Here is a 13,971-nt window from a genome sequence, read left to right as displayed (position 1 = left end):
GGTGATCAAGGTCGTCAAGGGCAACCCGACCCCCGAGGAGCTGGCCGCCGCACTGGCGGTGGTCCAAGCGCGCGCTGCGGCGCTGGCCTCGGCCCCGTCGGGCGCGCCCCGGATCCCGGACGAGTGGGCCTCGCCGAGCCGGGTGGCCCGCCGGCACCGGATGCTGCCCGGGCCGCGCGCGTGGGGCCGTACGTACTGGCCGGGGCGGGGCTGAGCCCCGGGTTCCGGAAGATGGCGCGAACGGACGGTGGCGCCTGAGTACCCGTACTCAGGCGCCACCGGCGTACCGGGGGCCAGGATCGGAGCATGCTCTGGTCAGACCCGAAGAACGAGCCCCCGAAGGACATGCGCGACGCCCAGGCGATGCTCCGGCGGATGCTGGTGGTCCTCGTCCTGGCGATGGTGATCGCGGTGTACGTCCTCGGCGTGCCGCCGTTCTGAGGGACGGCCGGGTGGCGGCCCGGGCGGCCGCCCTACGATGGCCCCCATGACCGTACGCACGCTCGTCCTCGCCTCCGCCTCGCCCGCCCGGCTGAACCTGCTGCGGCAGGCCGGGCTCGCCCCGCACGTGATCGTCAGCGGCTTCGACGAGGACACGCTGGACCACGACGAACCGGCCGGCCTGGCGCTGGCCCTGGCCGAGGCCAAGGCGGGCGTGGTGGCGGGCCTGGAGGAGGCCGCGGGCGCGCTGGTGATCGGCTGCGACTCGGTGCTGGAGCTGGACGGCGAGGCGCTGGGCAAGCCGGCGGACGCGGCCGAGGCGACGGCGCGCTGGAAGGCGATGCGCGGGCGCGCGGGGGTCCTCCGTACGGGCCACTGCGTGATCGACACGGCGACCGGCCGTCAGGTCTCGGCGACGGCCTCCACGACGGTCCGCTTCGGCGAGCCGTCGGACGCGGAGGTGGCCGCGTACGTGGCCAGCGGCGAGCCGCTGCACGTGGCCGGGGCGTTCACCCTGGACGGGCTGTCGGCGCCGTTCATCGACGGCATCGACGGGGACCCGGGCAACGTCATCGGGCTGTCGCTGCCGCTGCTGCGTTCCCTGCTGGGCGAACTGGACGTGTCCATCACGGACTTGTGGGCCTGAGCCGTCCCTCGGGGTCCCCGGCGGGCTCCCGTCCCGGCCGGGCGTGGAGCATCAGGGTCAGGACGAGCAGGCACAGGATCACCATGGTCGCCGCGAAGGCGCCCCAGCCGACGAGTCCGACGGCGAGGGCGCCGAGCACCCCGTGGGTGACGGCGGCGGCGACGAGCAGGAGGCGGGCGGGGCGGCCCGGCGGGCGGTCGCGCAGGGCGGCGACGGCGGCCAGGACCGCGCACAGCAGGAGGAAGGCGCCCGTCCCGGCACCCATGGCATAGGTTGCCGTGGACATGACATCGGGATCCATGCCCGCGATGGACATCGACTGCCCCTGGGCGACCCGCCCCAGCACGAGGTGGGCGAGCGCGAGCACGGCGGCTTCCGCGACGAGCGCGACCGCGGCGAGCCCCGCCACGATTCTGCGCAGCACGACGCCCCCATCCCTCCCACGCCACAAGCGTGTTCGACGCCTGGGAGGCTACTAACGAGTAAACCTTCGGACAAGAGTCCGGGCCCGCTTCGTTACGGGAAACCGCCACGCGGGCGGACCGTGACGCCTCTCACTCAAAGAATGCATAGGCCGTTCGTAGGGACTCGACAAAGAATCAGCGGGGGCGGCTGACCCGCCGAACAGAGACCTTCCCCTCCCAACGGGGTTACTGTGCAGTCGGGGATCTCCCTGACCTGGGGCGACACAAGGGCCATCGCACTCAAGGGGCACTCGCATCACGCTCCGTGTGGGCAAGCTCACCACCGGGGAAGGGTCGTAAGGCCGTGTCGGCAGTCCCTAAACTCAGCTTGTTTCAAGGAGGGAGCCATCGTGCGCAAGGTGCTCATCGCCAACCGTGGCGAAATCGCTGTCCGCGTTGCTCGGGCCTGCCGGGATGCCGGAATCGCGAGCGTAGCCGTCTACGCCGATCCGGACCGGGACGCCCTGCATGTCCGCGCGGCAGACGAAGCTTTCGCGTTGGGCGGTGACACCCCGGCGGCCAGCTACCTCGACATCGCGAAGGTCCTGCAGGCCGCCGCGGACTCCGGAGCGGACGCCATCCACCCCGGATACGGCTTCCTCTCCGAGAACGCCGACTTCGCCCAGGCCGTGATCGACGCCGGCCTGACCTGGATCGGCCCGCCGCCGCAGGCCATCCGCGACCTCGGCGACAAGGTGGCCGCCCGCCACATCGCCCAGCGCGCCGGGGCCCCCCTCGTCGCGGGCACCCCCGACCCCGTCTCCGGGGCCGACGAGGTCGTCGCCTTCGCCCGGGAGCACGGCCTCCCCATCGCCATCAAGGCCGCCTTCGGCGGTGGCGGCCGCGGCCTCAAGGTCGCCCGCACCCTCGAAGAAGTGCCGGAGCTGTACGAGTCCGCCGTGCGCGAGGCCGTGGCCGCCTTCGGCCGCGGCGAGTGCTTCGTCGAGCGCTACCTCGACCGGCCGCGCCACGTCGAGACCCAGTGCCTCGCGGACTCCCACGGCAACGTGGTCGTCGTCTCCACCCGCGACTGCTCCCTCCAGCGCCGCCACCAGAAGCTCGTCGAGGAGGCCCCGGCCCCCTTCCTGACGGAAGCCCAGAACGCCGAGCTGTACGCCGCGTCCAAGGCCATCCTCAAGGAGGCCGGCTACGTCGGCGCGGGCACCGTCGAGTTCCTCGTCGGCACCGACGGCACCATCTCCTTCCTGGAGGTGAACACCCGCCTCCAGGTCGAGCACCCGGTGACCGAGGAGGTCGCCGGCATCGACCTGGTCCGCGAGATGTTCCGCATCGCCGACGGCGAGGAGCTCGGCTACGGCGACCCCGAGCTGCGCGGCCACTCCTTCGAGTTCCGCATCAACGGCGAGGACCCGGGCCGGGGCTTCCTGCCCGCCCCGGGCACCGTCACCCTCTTCGCCCCGCCCACCGGCCCCGGCGTCCGCCTGGACGCGGGCGTCGAGACCGGCTCGGTCATCGGCCCCGCCTGGGACTCGCTGCTCGCCAAGCTGATCGTCACCGGCGCCACCCGCGAGCAGGCCCTCCAGCGTGCCGCGCGCGCCCTGGCGGAGTTCAACGTGGAGGGCATGGCCACCGCCATCCCCTTCCACCGCGCGGTCGTCGCCGACCCGGCCTTCGCCCCGGCCGACGGCACCCCGTTCAAGGTCCACACCCGCTGGATCGAGACGGAGTTCGTCAACGAGATCAAGCCCTTCGCCGCTCCGGCGGCCGAGGAGACCGAGGACGAGCCGGGCCGTGAGACCGTCGTCGTCGAGGTCGGCGGCAAGCGCCTGGAGGTCTCCCTCCCGTCCTCGCTGGGCATGACCCTGGCCCGCACGGCCGCCGCCGGCGGTGCCAAGCCGAAGCGCCGCGCCGCCAAGAAGTCCGGCCCGGCCGCCTCCGGCGACACGCTCGCGTCGCCGATGCAGGGCACGATCGTCAAGGTCGCGGTCGAGGAGGGCCAGCAGGTCAACGAGGGCGACCTGGTCGTCGTCCTGGAGGCGATGAAGATGGAGCAGCCGCTGAACGCGCACCGCTCCGGCACCATCGTGGGCCTGACCGCCGAGGTCGGCGCGTCCCTCACCTCCGGCGCCACGATCTGCGAGATCAAGGACTGACGCCACCCGCTCACGCGTTGGCCCCCGCCCGGGCATCCCGGGCGGGGGCCAACGCGCATCCAGCCCCGCCGGCGTCCGAGCCGCACCCTCCAGCCCCGCCGGCGTTTGAGCCGCACCCTCCAGCCCCGCCAGCGTTTGAGGCGCGGGGGCCTGGGGGCGGAGCCCCCGGAAGGGGGTCCGGGGCGCAGCCCCGGTGAGCGGGAGAGGGGCGGGTAGGGGACGGCCCCGCAGGGCACCGCCACCCCCGAGCGGCTAGCGACGCCGCATGTCCGCGACCCGCGCCCGCTCCCCGGCCTGCTGCTCCAGCAGCGACGCGGGCGCACTGCGCAGCTGCGCCGTCGGCCCGCCGCGCCGCTGCACCGGCAGCGGGGACTCCCGGCGCGGCCTGCGCCCCGGCATCCCGTCCCCGGCACCGCCGTGCCCGCCGTGCCCGCCGCCCCCGGCGACCGGCGCCGAGCCGGCCACCGTGATCTGCACGCCCTGGTCGGCCAGCGCCTGGAGCTCGGTGGCGGCCCGTTCGTCGTGCTGCGGGGGCTCGTCCGTCACCAGCCGCGTCATCACGTCCGTCGGCACCGTCTGGAACATCGTGTCCGTGCCGAGCTTCGTGTGGTCGGCCAGTACGACGACCTCCGCGGCCGCCTGCACCAGCGCCCGGTCCACGCTCGCGGAGAGCATGTTGGACGTGGACAGCCCGCGCTCGGCGGTCAGGCCGCTCCCGGACAGGAAGGCCCGGGAGACCCGCAGCCCCTGGAGGGACTGCTCGGCGCCGCTGCCGACGAGGGCGTAGTTGGAGCCGCGCAGCGTGCCGCCGGTCATCACCACCTCCACCCGGTTGGCGTGCGCCAGCGCCTGGGCGACGAGCAGCGAGTTGGTGACGACGGTCAGACCGGGCACCCGCGCGAGCCGGCGGGCCAGCTCCTGGGTCGTGGTGCCGGCGCCGACGACGACGGCCTCGCCTTCTTCGACGAGGCCGGCGGCGACATCGGCGATGGCGGTCTTCTCCGCCGTCGCGAGATGGGACTTTTGCGGAAAGCCGGACTCCCGCGTGAAACCGCCCGGCAAGACCGCACCGCCGTGGCGGCGGTCGAGGAGTCCTTCTGCCTCCAGTGCCCGCACGTCCCGCCGTACGGTCACTTCGGAGGTCTGGACGACGCGGGCGAGCTCACGGAGCGATACCGCACCGTTGGCCCGCACCATTTCGAGGATCAATTGGCGACGTTCAGCAGCGAACACGAAACTGACAGTAACCCCAACGACCGTCTGCTTTCAGCTCCTTGCGCCGGAATACCGAAGTTGTCCATACGGCGGCCCGACTAGTGGTATACACGCCGGGCCCTCTTCCGGCAGCCACGGCCGCCCACCCCCGCCCCACCTCGACTTCCGCCCCAACCCGCGTACGGGAAGGGGCGGTTGAGCCGGGAGCGGTGAGCCCTACGCCTCGCCGCCGGCCTTACGGGTGTGCAACTGCCGGGCCACTTCGGCGATCGATCCGGACAGCGAGGGGTACACGGTGAACGCGTTTGCGATCTGCTCGACCGTCAGGTTGTTGTCGACGGCGATCGAGATGGGGTGGATCAGCTCGCTCGCTCGCGGCGAGACGACGACGCCGCCCACCACGATCCCGGTGCCCGGGCGGCAGAACAGCTTCACGAAGCCGTCCCGGATGCCCTGCATCTTCGCGCGCGGGTTGCGCAGCAGCGGCAGCTTCACGACCCGGGCGTCGATCTTGCCGGCGTCCACATCGGCCTGCGTGTAGCCGACGGTGGCGATCTCCGGGTCGGTGAAGACGTTCGAGGAGACCGTCTTCAGGTTCAGCGGGGCCACCGCGTCGCCGAGGAAGTGGTACATCGCGATGCGCCCCTGCATGGCGGCGACGGAGGCGAGCGCGAAGATCCCGGTGACGTCACCGGCGGCGTACACGCCCGGCGAGGACGTGCGCGACACCTTGTCCGTCCAGATGTGCCCCGACTCCTTGAGCCGGACCCCGGACTCCTCCAGGTTCATGTCCTTGGTGTTCGGGATCGCGCCGACCGCCATCAGGCAGTGGGTGCCCGTGATCACGCGGCCGTCGGAGAGGGTGACCTCGACCCGGTCGCCCACCCGCTTGGCGGACTCGGCGCGCGAACGGCCGATGACGTTCATGCCGCGGCGGCGGAAGACGTCCTCCAGGACCGCGGCCGCGTCCGGGTCCTCGCCCGGCAGCACGCGGTCGCGCGAGGACACCAGGGTCACCCGGGAGCCCAGCGCCTGGTACGCGCCGGCGAACTCGGCACCGGTCACACCGGAGCCGACGACGATGAGCTCCTCGGGGAGCTCCTCCAGGTCGTAGACCTGGGTCCAGTTCAGGATCCGCTCCCCGTCGGGCATCGCGTCCGGGATCTCGCGCGGGGTGCCGCCGGTGGCGATCAGTACGGCGTCGGCCGTGAGGATCGTCTCCGTGCCGTCGGCGGCGGTGACGATGACGTCCCGCGTGCCGTCGATGCCCTGCGGGCCGCCGAGCTTGCCGCGGCCGCGCATGACGCGGGCGCCCGCGCGGGTCACGGAGGCGGTGATGTCGTGGGACTGCGCCAGCGCGAGGCGCTTCACGCGCCGGTTCACCTTGCCGAGGTCGACGCCGACGACGCGCGCGGCCTGCTCGATGTGCGGGGTGTCGTCCGCGACGACGATCCCCAGTTCCTCGTACGACGAGTCGAAGGTGGTCATGACCTCCGCGGTCGCGATGAGGGTCTTCGAGGGCACGCAGTCGGTCAGTACCGACGCCCCTCCCAGACCGTCGCAGTCGACGACGGTCACCTCCGCGCCGAGCTGGGCCCCCACCAGGGCCGCCTCATACCCGCCGGGTCCGCCGCCGATGATCACGATCCGGGTCACGAAAAGTCCGCCTCACGTCTACCCGGCCGGCTGCCGCCCCGGCCGGTGTTCCGGGGGGTCTCCCCGGGGGATGCATTCCGTGCCCCATTGTCCCGCACGCATCAAGGTGCTCGCACCATCCGGACACGCGGCCCGGGGCGAGCCTCCCGTACCCTCGACCTCATGTCGCTCTACGCCGCGTACGCCGGCAACCTCGACCCGCGGCTGATGACGCGCCGCGCTCCCCATTCACCGCTGCGCGGCACGGGCTGGATCAACGACTGGCGTCTGACCTTCGGCGGCGAGCAGATGGGCTGGGAGGGCGCCCTCGCCACCATCGTGGAGGCCCCCCGCCAGCAGGTCTTCGTCGCGCTGTACGACATCGCCCCGCTCGACGAGGACTCGATGGACCGCTGGGAGGGAGTCGGCCTGGACATCTACCGCCGCATGCGGATCCGCGTCCACACCCTGGACGGCGAGGAGGCGGCCTGGTGCTACGTCCTCAACGGATACGAGGGCGGGCTTCCGTCGGCGCGCTACCTGGGCGAGATCGCGGACGCCGCCGAGTCCGCGGGCGCGCCGCACGACTACGTCATGGAACTGCGCAAGCGCCCCTGCTGAGGCCTCCGAGGCCCGCCCGTGCGGGCGGAGCGGGACGATTCGGCGGAAACGACAAGGCAACGATCCGAAGACCGTGAGCTGCGCCATCTACGCGCGTAGGCGATAAGCGGCTACGCTCGTCTGCGTGAACGCATCTGTTACCGACCCCTTCGCCGCCGCCGACGCCGCCGCCGCCCGCCTCCGCGAGCTCACCGGCGTCGAATCCCACGATGTCGCCCTCGTCATGGGCTCCGGCTGGGCCCCCGCCGCAGAGGCGCTCGGCGCCCCCGAGTCCGAGTTCCTCGTCACCGAGCTGCCCGGCTTCCCGCCCGCCGCCGTCGAGGGCCACGGCGGCAAGATCCGCTCGTACAAGATCGGCGACAAGCGCGCCCTGGTCTTCCTCGGCCGGACTCACTACTACGAGGGCCGCGGCGTCGCCGCCGTCGCCCACGGCGTGCGCACCGCCGTCGCCGCCGGCTGCAAGACCGTCGTCCTCACCAACGGCTGCGGCGGTCTCCGCGAGGGCATGAAGCCCGGCCAGCCGGTCCTGATCAGCGACCACCTCAACCTGACGGCCACCTCGCCGATCGTCGGCGCGAACTTCGTGGACCTCACCAACCTGTACTCGCCGAAGCTGCGCGCGATGTGCAAGGAGATCGACCCGACCCTCGAAGAGGGCGTCTACGTCCAGTTCCCCGGCCCGCACTACGAGACCCCGGCCGAGATCAACATGATCCGTGTCATGGGCGCCGACCTGGTCGGCATGTCCACCGTGCTCGAAGCCATCGCCGCCCGCGAGGCCGGCGCGGACGTGCTCGGCATCTCCCTCGTCACCAACCTGGCCGCGGGCCTGTCGGGCGAGCCGCTGAACCACGAAGAGGTCCTCCAGGCCGGCCGCGACTCCGCCGCCCGCATGGGCACGCTGCTGACGCAGGTCCTCGCCCGCATCTGATCGGCGGCCGACGGCAGACGATCGACGACGACGTACGAGAGGTAAGGCGGAAGCAGTGCAGGAACAGGACGACCTCCTCACCCGGGCCCGCGCCTGGCTGGCCGAGGACCCCGACCCGGAGACGGCGGCGGAGCTCGCGGCCCTGATCGACGCGGGCGACACGGCCGAACTCGCGGACCGCTTCTCCGGCACGCTCCAGTTCGGCACCGCCGGACTGCGCGGCGAGATCGGCGCCGGCCCGATGCGGATGAACCGCTCCGTGGTCATCCGCGCCGCGGCGGGCCTCGCGGCCTACCTGAAGGCCCAGGGCCACGACGGCGGCCTCGTCGTCGTCGGCTACGACGCGCGCTACAAGTCGGCGGACTTCGCCCGCGACACCGCCGCCGTGATGACCGGCGCCGGACTGCGCGCGGCCGTCCTGCCCCGGCCCCTGCCGACGCCCGTCCTCGCGTACGCCATAAGGCACCTCGGCGCCGTCGCCGGCGTCGAGGTGACCGCCAGCCACAACCCTCCCCGGGACAACGGCTACAAGGTCTACCTCGGCGACGGCTCGCAGATCGTCTCCCCCGCGGACACCGAGATCGCGGCGCAGATCGCGGCCGTCGGCGCGCTGGCCGACGTACCGCAGCCCCCGGACGGCTGGCTGCAGCTCGACGAGGAGGTCCTGGAGGCCTACCTGGCGCGCACGGACGCCGTCCTGACCCCCGGGTCCCCCCGGGGCGTGCGGACCGTCTACACGGCCATGCACGGCGTCGGCAAGGACGTCGTCCTCGCCGCCTTCGCCCGCCACGGCTTCCCCGAGCCGGTGCTCGTCGCCGAGCAGGCCGAACCCGACCCGGCCTTCCCGACGGTCGCGTTCCCGAACCCGGAGGAGCCGGGCGCCATGGACCTGGCCTTCGCGAAGGCCGCCGAGGTCCAGCCGGACATCGTGATCGCCAACGACCCGGACGCCGACCGCTGCGCGGTCGCCGTCCCCGACAACGGCGGCTGGCGCATGCTGCGCGGCGACGAGGTCGGCGCGCTGCTGGCGGCCCACCTGGTCCACAAGGGCGCCACCGGGGTCTTCGCCGAGTCCATCGTCTCGTCCTCCCTGCTCGGGCGGATCGCGGAGGCGGCGGGCGTCGGCTACGAGGAGACCCTCACCGGCTTCAAGTGGATCGCCCGCGTCGACGGCCTGCGCTACGGCTACGAGGAAGCCCTCGGCTACTGCGTGGACCCCGAGGGCGTCCGCGACAAGGACGGCATCACCGCCGCCCTGCTGGTGGCCGAGCTCGCCTCGAAGCTCAAGGAGCAGGGGCGCACCCTGACCGACCTGCTGGACGACCTGGCGATGGCCCACGGCCTGCACCACACCGACCAGCTGTCGGTCCGCGTCTCGGACCTGTCCGTCATCGCCAACGCCATGGCGCAGCTGCGCGCCCAGCCGCCGGTCTCCCTCGCGGGCCTGCGGGTGGTCTCGGCGGAGGACCTGTCGGTCGGCTCGGCCGCCCTCCCGCCCACGGACGGCCTGCGCTACTACCTGGACGGCGACTACAAGGCCCGCGTCATCTGCCGCCCCTCCGGCACGGAGCCGAAGCTCAAGTGCTACCTGGAGGTCGTGGTCCCGGTGGCCGAAGCCTCCGACCTCGCGAGCGCCCGCACGCGCGGCCAGGAGATCCTGGACGGCATCAAGAAGGACCTCGCGGCGTCCATGGGCCTCTGACCCCACCGACCCCGCGCCCCGACGGCCCCCTCAGCCTTGGCTGAGGGGGCCGTCGGCGTACGCGGCCCACGGCGCGGGCCGACCATCGCCCCCTCGACCCCCTGGGGCGGGTCGGCGGCTGCCCACCCACCCCCCGGGTGCGGGTGGGTGGGAGGGGGGCCGTACCCCCTTGGGCCGTCTCAGGGAGGTGCTGGGGGTTTCCCGTCAGTCCCATCGTCGTTCCGTGTCGTGCCGGCCTGTCAAGGGCGCTCCCTGCGGTCGCGTCACTGCGTGATCGCCTTCGGCGACCCTTGACAGGCCGACCCGCCCCGGAAAGCCGAAAGACTGCCGGGAAACCCCCCAAAAGAACGGTCACCGGGCAGAAGAGACAGGGACGGGTCCCTCAGAGACCAGACGAGGGGCCGGGAGCCGGCCGCCGGGCATCCGGGCGGCCTTGAGCACTGATTCAGGGCCGGGGGCCCGGCTACCTGCAAGGGAGGTTGACCAGAGCGACCTGCGGACCACCCAAGCGCGACAGATCGCTACACGCTCCTCCCGGCCAAGCGTCCGACGACCGTCCGGGGCTGATACCTGCCGTAGAGGACGAACAGATCGACCTGGGAGCCGGCAGACGCGGCAGATCGCTACGCGCTCCTCCCGGATTGGCGTCCGGCGGCCGTCCGGGGCTGATTCCGGCACCTGCGGCGCGTCAGGGCGCTAGACCGGTGGGCGTCCGGGGGTCGGAGTGGGTGGGGGTGAGGGGAGTGGGGGGCCGGGGTTGGGGGGTTGTTCGGGGTAGCCGGGGTTGCGGTGCTTTCCCATGGTGATGGTCCTCCAGGTGAGCTTGTAGATGCCCAGGGGCGGGAAGAGGGCGACCCGGACGGGGCTGTTTTGTTGGGCGCAGGGGACGCAGAGCAGGTCGCGGCGGGGGTTGTGGGTGGTGCGGGCGGCCTGGACGGGGTTTCGCCAGCAGGCCTCGCAGGTCACGACGTCGGTTGAGGTGGTCGTGAACTCGGTGGAGATCACCGCTGGGCGGCCAGGATGGGTGCGGGTTCGTTCCAGAGCTGTCGGTCCACGAAGAATCCGGCCCCTTCGATCGACCTGATGGTCCGGCCGATCGTGTCCTGGGAGTCCTCCGGACCCTGGTAGGCGGGGTAGTGGTCGACGAATCCGCCCAGGTCGGTGCAGAGCTGGTTGTAGAGGGCGGTGTGGAGGATGAGGGCGTGCCAGCCCTTGTCCACGAGCCGGGAGGGCGTCATGTCGTCGCCGGTCTGGGCGGCCGTGGCGACGAACTTCAAGGCTTCGGTGACGATCCGGGCCGCCAGCGCGGGTTCCATGCCGGGGTTGTCGTCCAGGACGGTGGCGCGGACCGCGTCGAACTGCGCGTTGGTCAGGGCGGGCGTGGGCGGGCGGTGCGGCTTGGTGCCGCACGGGGGCGGGGGCGGAGTGGACATGTCGCTCCTCAAGATCGGTGGACCGCCGGCTCGACGTTGGTGACGGCGGTGGTGAACTCACGGCCGGAGGCGCCCCGGATGTAGGCCAGCTCCATCCAGCGCTCGATACCGGTGTCGGAGACGTTCTCGTTGATCACCGCCATCAGCACCCCCTCGGTACCGGAAGCGATGTCCCGGACCCGGCGGCGCAGAAGCCGATGGGGGACGTACTCGTACTGCTCACTCATCGGCCGACTCCTCACCGCAACCGAGGAACCGCTCCCTGCCGAACCGTCACTCGGGAATCGTCTGGTCAAGGCTGATGGGCGCAGCCGTGGGTGATGCGGCGGGCCATGGGGTCTCTCCCTGCCGACGTCATCGGTTGGTGTGCACGCCAGCCTGCCGCGAGGGCCGGCACGATCGCCAGCCGTGTGCAGATTTGTGCACACACGTCGCCAGGCAGTGGCTTTCACCGCACCAAGGGCTTGATGCTTGACCCGACAGCCGGAGAAATACACACGCTATCGGAGGCTGACGTGGAGTTAGTGTTCGTAGGCATTGACCCCGACACCGGGGACAAGCAGAGCCCGACCGTTTGGGCTGACGTGGAACACCACGAGCTGGTACTCCAGGGGTGGAAGCCGAGCCCGGACCTGGAGGCGGAGTGCGCAGCCACCGAAGTCCCCGGTCACGCGAAGGGAATTCCCGAGGGGGAGGCCGTGATCAGGATCCCTGCCCGCATGCTCCACATCGTCAGGGAGGCCTGTGATGTCCTCGACGCCCACGTTCGATGAGCTGATGGCCGGATGCGCGACGGCTGTACACCTGGAGATGCGCGACTCGTACGCCGTCGACTACGAAGAGGGCCCATTCTCGGACTGGCGACAGGGCTTCCGGCACGATCCGGCCGACAGGGATTCCTGGTGGCGTCCATGGCTGGACCTGATCGCGGAAACCGTCGGCCGTGGCGCTGTCATCCGGCGGGCCCGGATCGTGTCGGAGCCCGTCAGCGAGTACACACGATTCCTGTACGACGGCACCTTCACCAACGTCGCTGCCGGTGAGCAGGTGCGTTGGCTACCGCGCCGCCACGCGTCGGACATCGCGCTGCCGGGTAACGATTTCTGGCTGTTCGACGGTGAGTGGGTCCACTGGAACCACTTCTCCGGGGACGGATCGTCCCTGGGCGAGGAGATCACCAACGACCCGGTCTCCGCGAAACTGTGCACCCAGGCGTTCGACGCGGTCTGGGCACGTGCGATCCCCCACGACGATTACAAAGTCTGAAGACGCAGGAAACCGGTCCGACAACTGATGCCCATCTCTCCCTCGTCCTCTGCGCAGGCAGCCCGCGCAGCCGTCGCAGCACGGCTTCGCGACCTGCGCAGGGGCGCGGGACTCACCGTCGCGGAACTGGCGGAGGCCTGCGGCTGGCACCACTCCAAGACGTCCCGGATCGAAAACGCCCGCACAGCTCCCTCGGCCCGCGACATAAGGCACTGGTGCCGTGCCTGCGGACTGCCGAACGAGGCCACTGACCTCATCGCCCAGTCCATCAACGCCGAGACCCTGTACAACGAGTGGCGACACCAGGTCGGAGGCGGCCTCAAGAAGCTCCAGGAGTCATGGGCTCAGTTCTTCGAAGACACTCAGCTCTTCCGGATCTACTCCTCCACCCTTGTGCCGGGCCTCCTCCAGACCGAGGGCTACGCCGGCGCGCTGCTCAGCACCATCGCCGCGTTCAGGGGATATCCGGATGGTGGACTGGAGGCCGCCCGCGCCCGTGTCGAGCGCTCACGCGTCATCCACAGGCCGGGACGCCGGGCCGTCCTGGTCGTCGAGGAAGCCGCCCTGCACTACCGCATGGGTGACCCAGCGGCCTCAGCCGCCCAGCTCGGCTACCTCCTCACAGCCGGAGCGCTGCCGGCCGTATCCCTCGGCATCATTCCCACGTCGGTCAACCCCCGGTCGATGTGGCCCGTGGAGACCTTCCACGTCTACGACGACACCCTCGTATCGGTGGAACTCCTCTCCGCAGAGGTCAACATCACCCAGCCGTCGGAGATCGCCGTCTATCTCAATGCCTTCGAACAACTCCGGTCCATGGCCGTGTACGGCGCGCACGCCCGCTCCTTGATCGTCAAGGCAATCGAGGCACTCGGCAAGGACTGACAGTTCCCTTCGAGGAGACCATCGGCCAGTGACCCCGAACCGGCTGTCGGCCGCCGAGATCGGAGAAGCGTTTAGCGATCTGTCGCGCCCACCCTGCGACCTGGGCTGCTCTGGTCGTCCTCCAGTGCGGGTATCAGCCCCAGACGGGCCGCCGGACGCCAAGCCGAGAGGAGCGCGTAGCGATCTGTCGCGTCTGGGTGGCCCGCAGGATGCTCCTGTCGTCCTTCCGTGCAGGTAGAGCCCCTGTGGCCCCGGATCATGGCCTCTGAGGGCCCGGATGCCCGGCAGGCCGAGGCCCGGCCCCTCGTCTCGTCCATGACAGGCCCGTCCCTCCCTCTTCTGCCCCGTGACCGTTCCTTTGGGGGCTTCCCGGCAGTCTTTCGGCTTTCCGGGGCGGGACGGCCTGTCAAGGGTCGCCGAAGGCGATCACGCAGTGACGCGACCGAAGGGAGCGCCCTTGACAGGCCGGCACGACACGGAACGACGATGGGACTGACGGGAAACCCCCAGCACCCTCCCCGACCCGGGCCAACGGGCTACCGCCCCCTGCCACCCACCCGCACCCAGGGGGCGGGTGGGCAGCCGCCGACCCGCCCCCACCCCCTCGCGGGGGTGATA

At 71.5% G+C, this 13,971-nt stretch carries 16 protein-coding genes; 10 read left to right on the top strand and 6 right to left on the bottom strand.

The annotated features are described in order from the left end of the window. Position 1 precedes the first annotated feature (1 nt). The 3 genes from AC069X_RS01195 (at position 2) to AC069X_RS01185 (ending at position 1,087) form a co-directional block, all read left to right on the top strand. Positions 2-214, top strand: a complete 213-nt coding sequence (locus tag AC069X_RS01195) for an acyl-CoA carboxylase epsilon subunit (RefSeq protein ID WP_478724337.1) — start codon at positions 2-4, stop codon at positions 212-214. 92 nt (positions 215-306) lie between these two features. Beyond that, a complete protein-coding gene (gene mmpB / locus AC069X_RS01190; RefSeq protein WP_260613863.1) occupies positions 307-441 on the top strand; it encodes a morphogenic membrane protein MmpB in 135 nt (44 codons plus the stop codon). A gap of 37 nt (positions 442-478) precedes the next feature. After that, on the top strand, positions 479-1,087 hold the full coding sequence (locus AC069X_RS01185) for a Maf family protein (RefSeq protein WP_478723787.1): 609 nt from the start codon (positions 479-481) through the stop codon (positions 1,085-1,087). Here AC069X_RS01185 and AC069X_RS01180 read toward each other — a convergent pair. Further along, a complete protein-coding gene (locus tag AC069X_RS01180; RefSeq protein WP_478723785.1) occupies positions 1,068-1,511 on the bottom strand; it encodes a hypothetical protein in 444 nt (147 codons plus the stop codon). The two genes, AC069X_RS01185 and AC069X_RS01180, sit on opposite strands and share 20 nt — an antisense overlap. A gap of 390 nt (positions 1,512-1,901) precedes the next feature. Between AC069X_RS01180 and AC069X_RS01175 the strand changes: the two genes are divergently transcribed. Then, on the top strand, positions 1,902-3,665 hold the full coding sequence (locus tag AC069X_RS01175; RefSeq protein WP_478723783.1) for an acetyl/propionyl/methylcrotonyl-CoA carboxylase subunit alpha: 1,764 nt from the start codon (positions 1,902-1,904) through the stop codon (positions 3,663-3,665). Positions 3,666-3,917: 252 nt separating this feature from the next. Here AC069X_RS01175 and AC069X_RS01170 read toward each other — a convergent pair whose 3' ends face one another. After that, positions 3,918-4,862 (bottom strand): DeoR/GlpR family DNA-binding transcription regulator, encoded by a 945-nt coding sequence (locus AC069X_RS01170; RefSeq protein ID WP_478724335.1) that lies wholly within the window; start codon positions 4,860-4,862, stop codon positions 3,918-3,920. A gap of 234 nt (positions 4,863-5,096) precedes the next feature. Beyond that, positions 5,097-6,536, bottom strand: a complete 1,440-nt coding sequence (locus tag AC069X_RS01165; protein ID WP_285545541.1) for an NAD(P)H-quinone dehydrogenase — start codon at positions 6,534-6,536, stop codon at positions 5,097-5,099. A 162-nt stretch (positions 6,537-6,698) separates the two neighbouring features. Here AC069X_RS01165 and AC069X_RS01160 point away from each other — a divergent pair, with 162 nt between their 5' ends. The 3 genes from AC069X_RS01160 to AC069X_RS01150 all read left to right on the top strand — a co-directional run bounded on the left by AC069X_RS01160 (position 6,699) and on the right by AC069X_RS01150 (position 9,769). After that, positions 6,699-7,136, top strand: coding sequence for a gamma-glutamylcyclotransferase family protein (locus tag AC069X_RS01160; RefSeq protein WP_007266087.1), 438 nt, complete (start codon positions 6,699-6,701; stop codon positions 7,134-7,136). A 124-nt stretch (positions 7,137-7,260) separates the two neighbouring features. Further along, a complete protein-coding gene (locus AC069X_RS01155; protein WP_478723781.1) occupies positions 7,261-8,067 on the top strand; it encodes a purine-nucleoside phosphorylase in 807 nt (268 codons plus the stop codon). Positions 8,068-8,122: 55 nt separating this feature from the next. Further along, complete coding sequence (locus AC069X_RS01150) at positions 8,123-9,769, top strand: phospho-sugar mutase (RefSeq protein ID WP_478723780.1); 1,647 nt, start codon at positions 8,123-8,125, stop codon at positions 9,767-9,769. Between the two features lie 696 nt (positions 9,770-10,465). On the opposite strand, the gene AC069X_RS01145 is transcribed toward AC069X_RS01150, so the two are convergent. The 3 genes from AC069X_RS01145 to AC069X_RS01135 are packed head-to-tail and all read right to left on the bottom strand — an operon-like array spanning position 10,466 to position 11,429. After that, positions 10,466-10,774 carry a hypothetical protein gene (locus AC069X_RS01145; protein WP_478723778.1) on the bottom strand — a complete coding sequence of 103 codons (309 nt, stop codon included), beginning with the start codon at positions 10,772-10,774 and terminating at the stop codon, positions 10,466-10,468. Next, positions 10,771-11,202 (bottom strand): glycine-rich domain-containing protein, encoded by a 432-nt coding sequence (locus AC069X_RS01140; RefSeq protein ID WP_478723777.1) that lies wholly within the window; start codon positions 11,200-11,202, stop codon positions 10,771-10,773. The genes AC069X_RS01145 and AC069X_RS01140 overlap by 4 nt, the downstream gene beginning before the upstream one ends. Before the next feature lie 8 nt (positions 11,203-11,210). After that, positions 11,211-11,429, bottom strand: a complete 219-nt coding sequence (locus AC069X_RS01135; protein WP_478723775.1) for a hypothetical protein — start codon at positions 11,427-11,429, stop codon at positions 11,211-11,213. Between the two features lie 288 nt (positions 11,430-11,717). Here AC069X_RS01135 and AC069X_RS01130 point away from each other — a divergent pair, with 288 nt between their 5' ends. From AC069X_RS01130 to AC069X_RS01120, 3 genes are read left to right on the top strand one after another with little or no spacing between them, the layout of a single operon-like run. After that, positions 11,718-11,975 carry a hypothetical protein gene (locus AC069X_RS01130; RefSeq protein ID WP_478724333.1) on the top strand — a complete coding sequence of 86 codons (258 nt, stop codon included), beginning with the start codon at positions 11,718-11,720 and terminating at the stop codon, positions 11,973-11,975. Continuing rightward, entirely contained in the window at positions 11,950-12,468 is a 519-nt protein-coding gene (locus AC069X_RS01125; protein WP_478723773.1) for a DUF6879 family protein, read from the top strand. The genes AC069X_RS01130 and AC069X_RS01125 overlap by 26 nt, the downstream gene beginning before the upstream one ends. A 27-nt stretch (positions 12,469-12,495) precedes the next feature. After that, positions 12,496-13,353 (top strand): helix-turn-helix domain-containing protein, encoded by an 858-nt coding sequence (locus AC069X_RS01120; protein WP_478723771.1) that lies wholly within the window; start codon positions 12,496-12,498, stop codon positions 13,351-13,353. Positions 13,354-13,971 lie beyond the last annotated feature (618 nt).

This window comes from Streptomyces sp. NPDC043896 (assembly GCF_056435605.1).
This window is presented reverse-complemented; position numbering and strand designations above follow the sequence as displayed.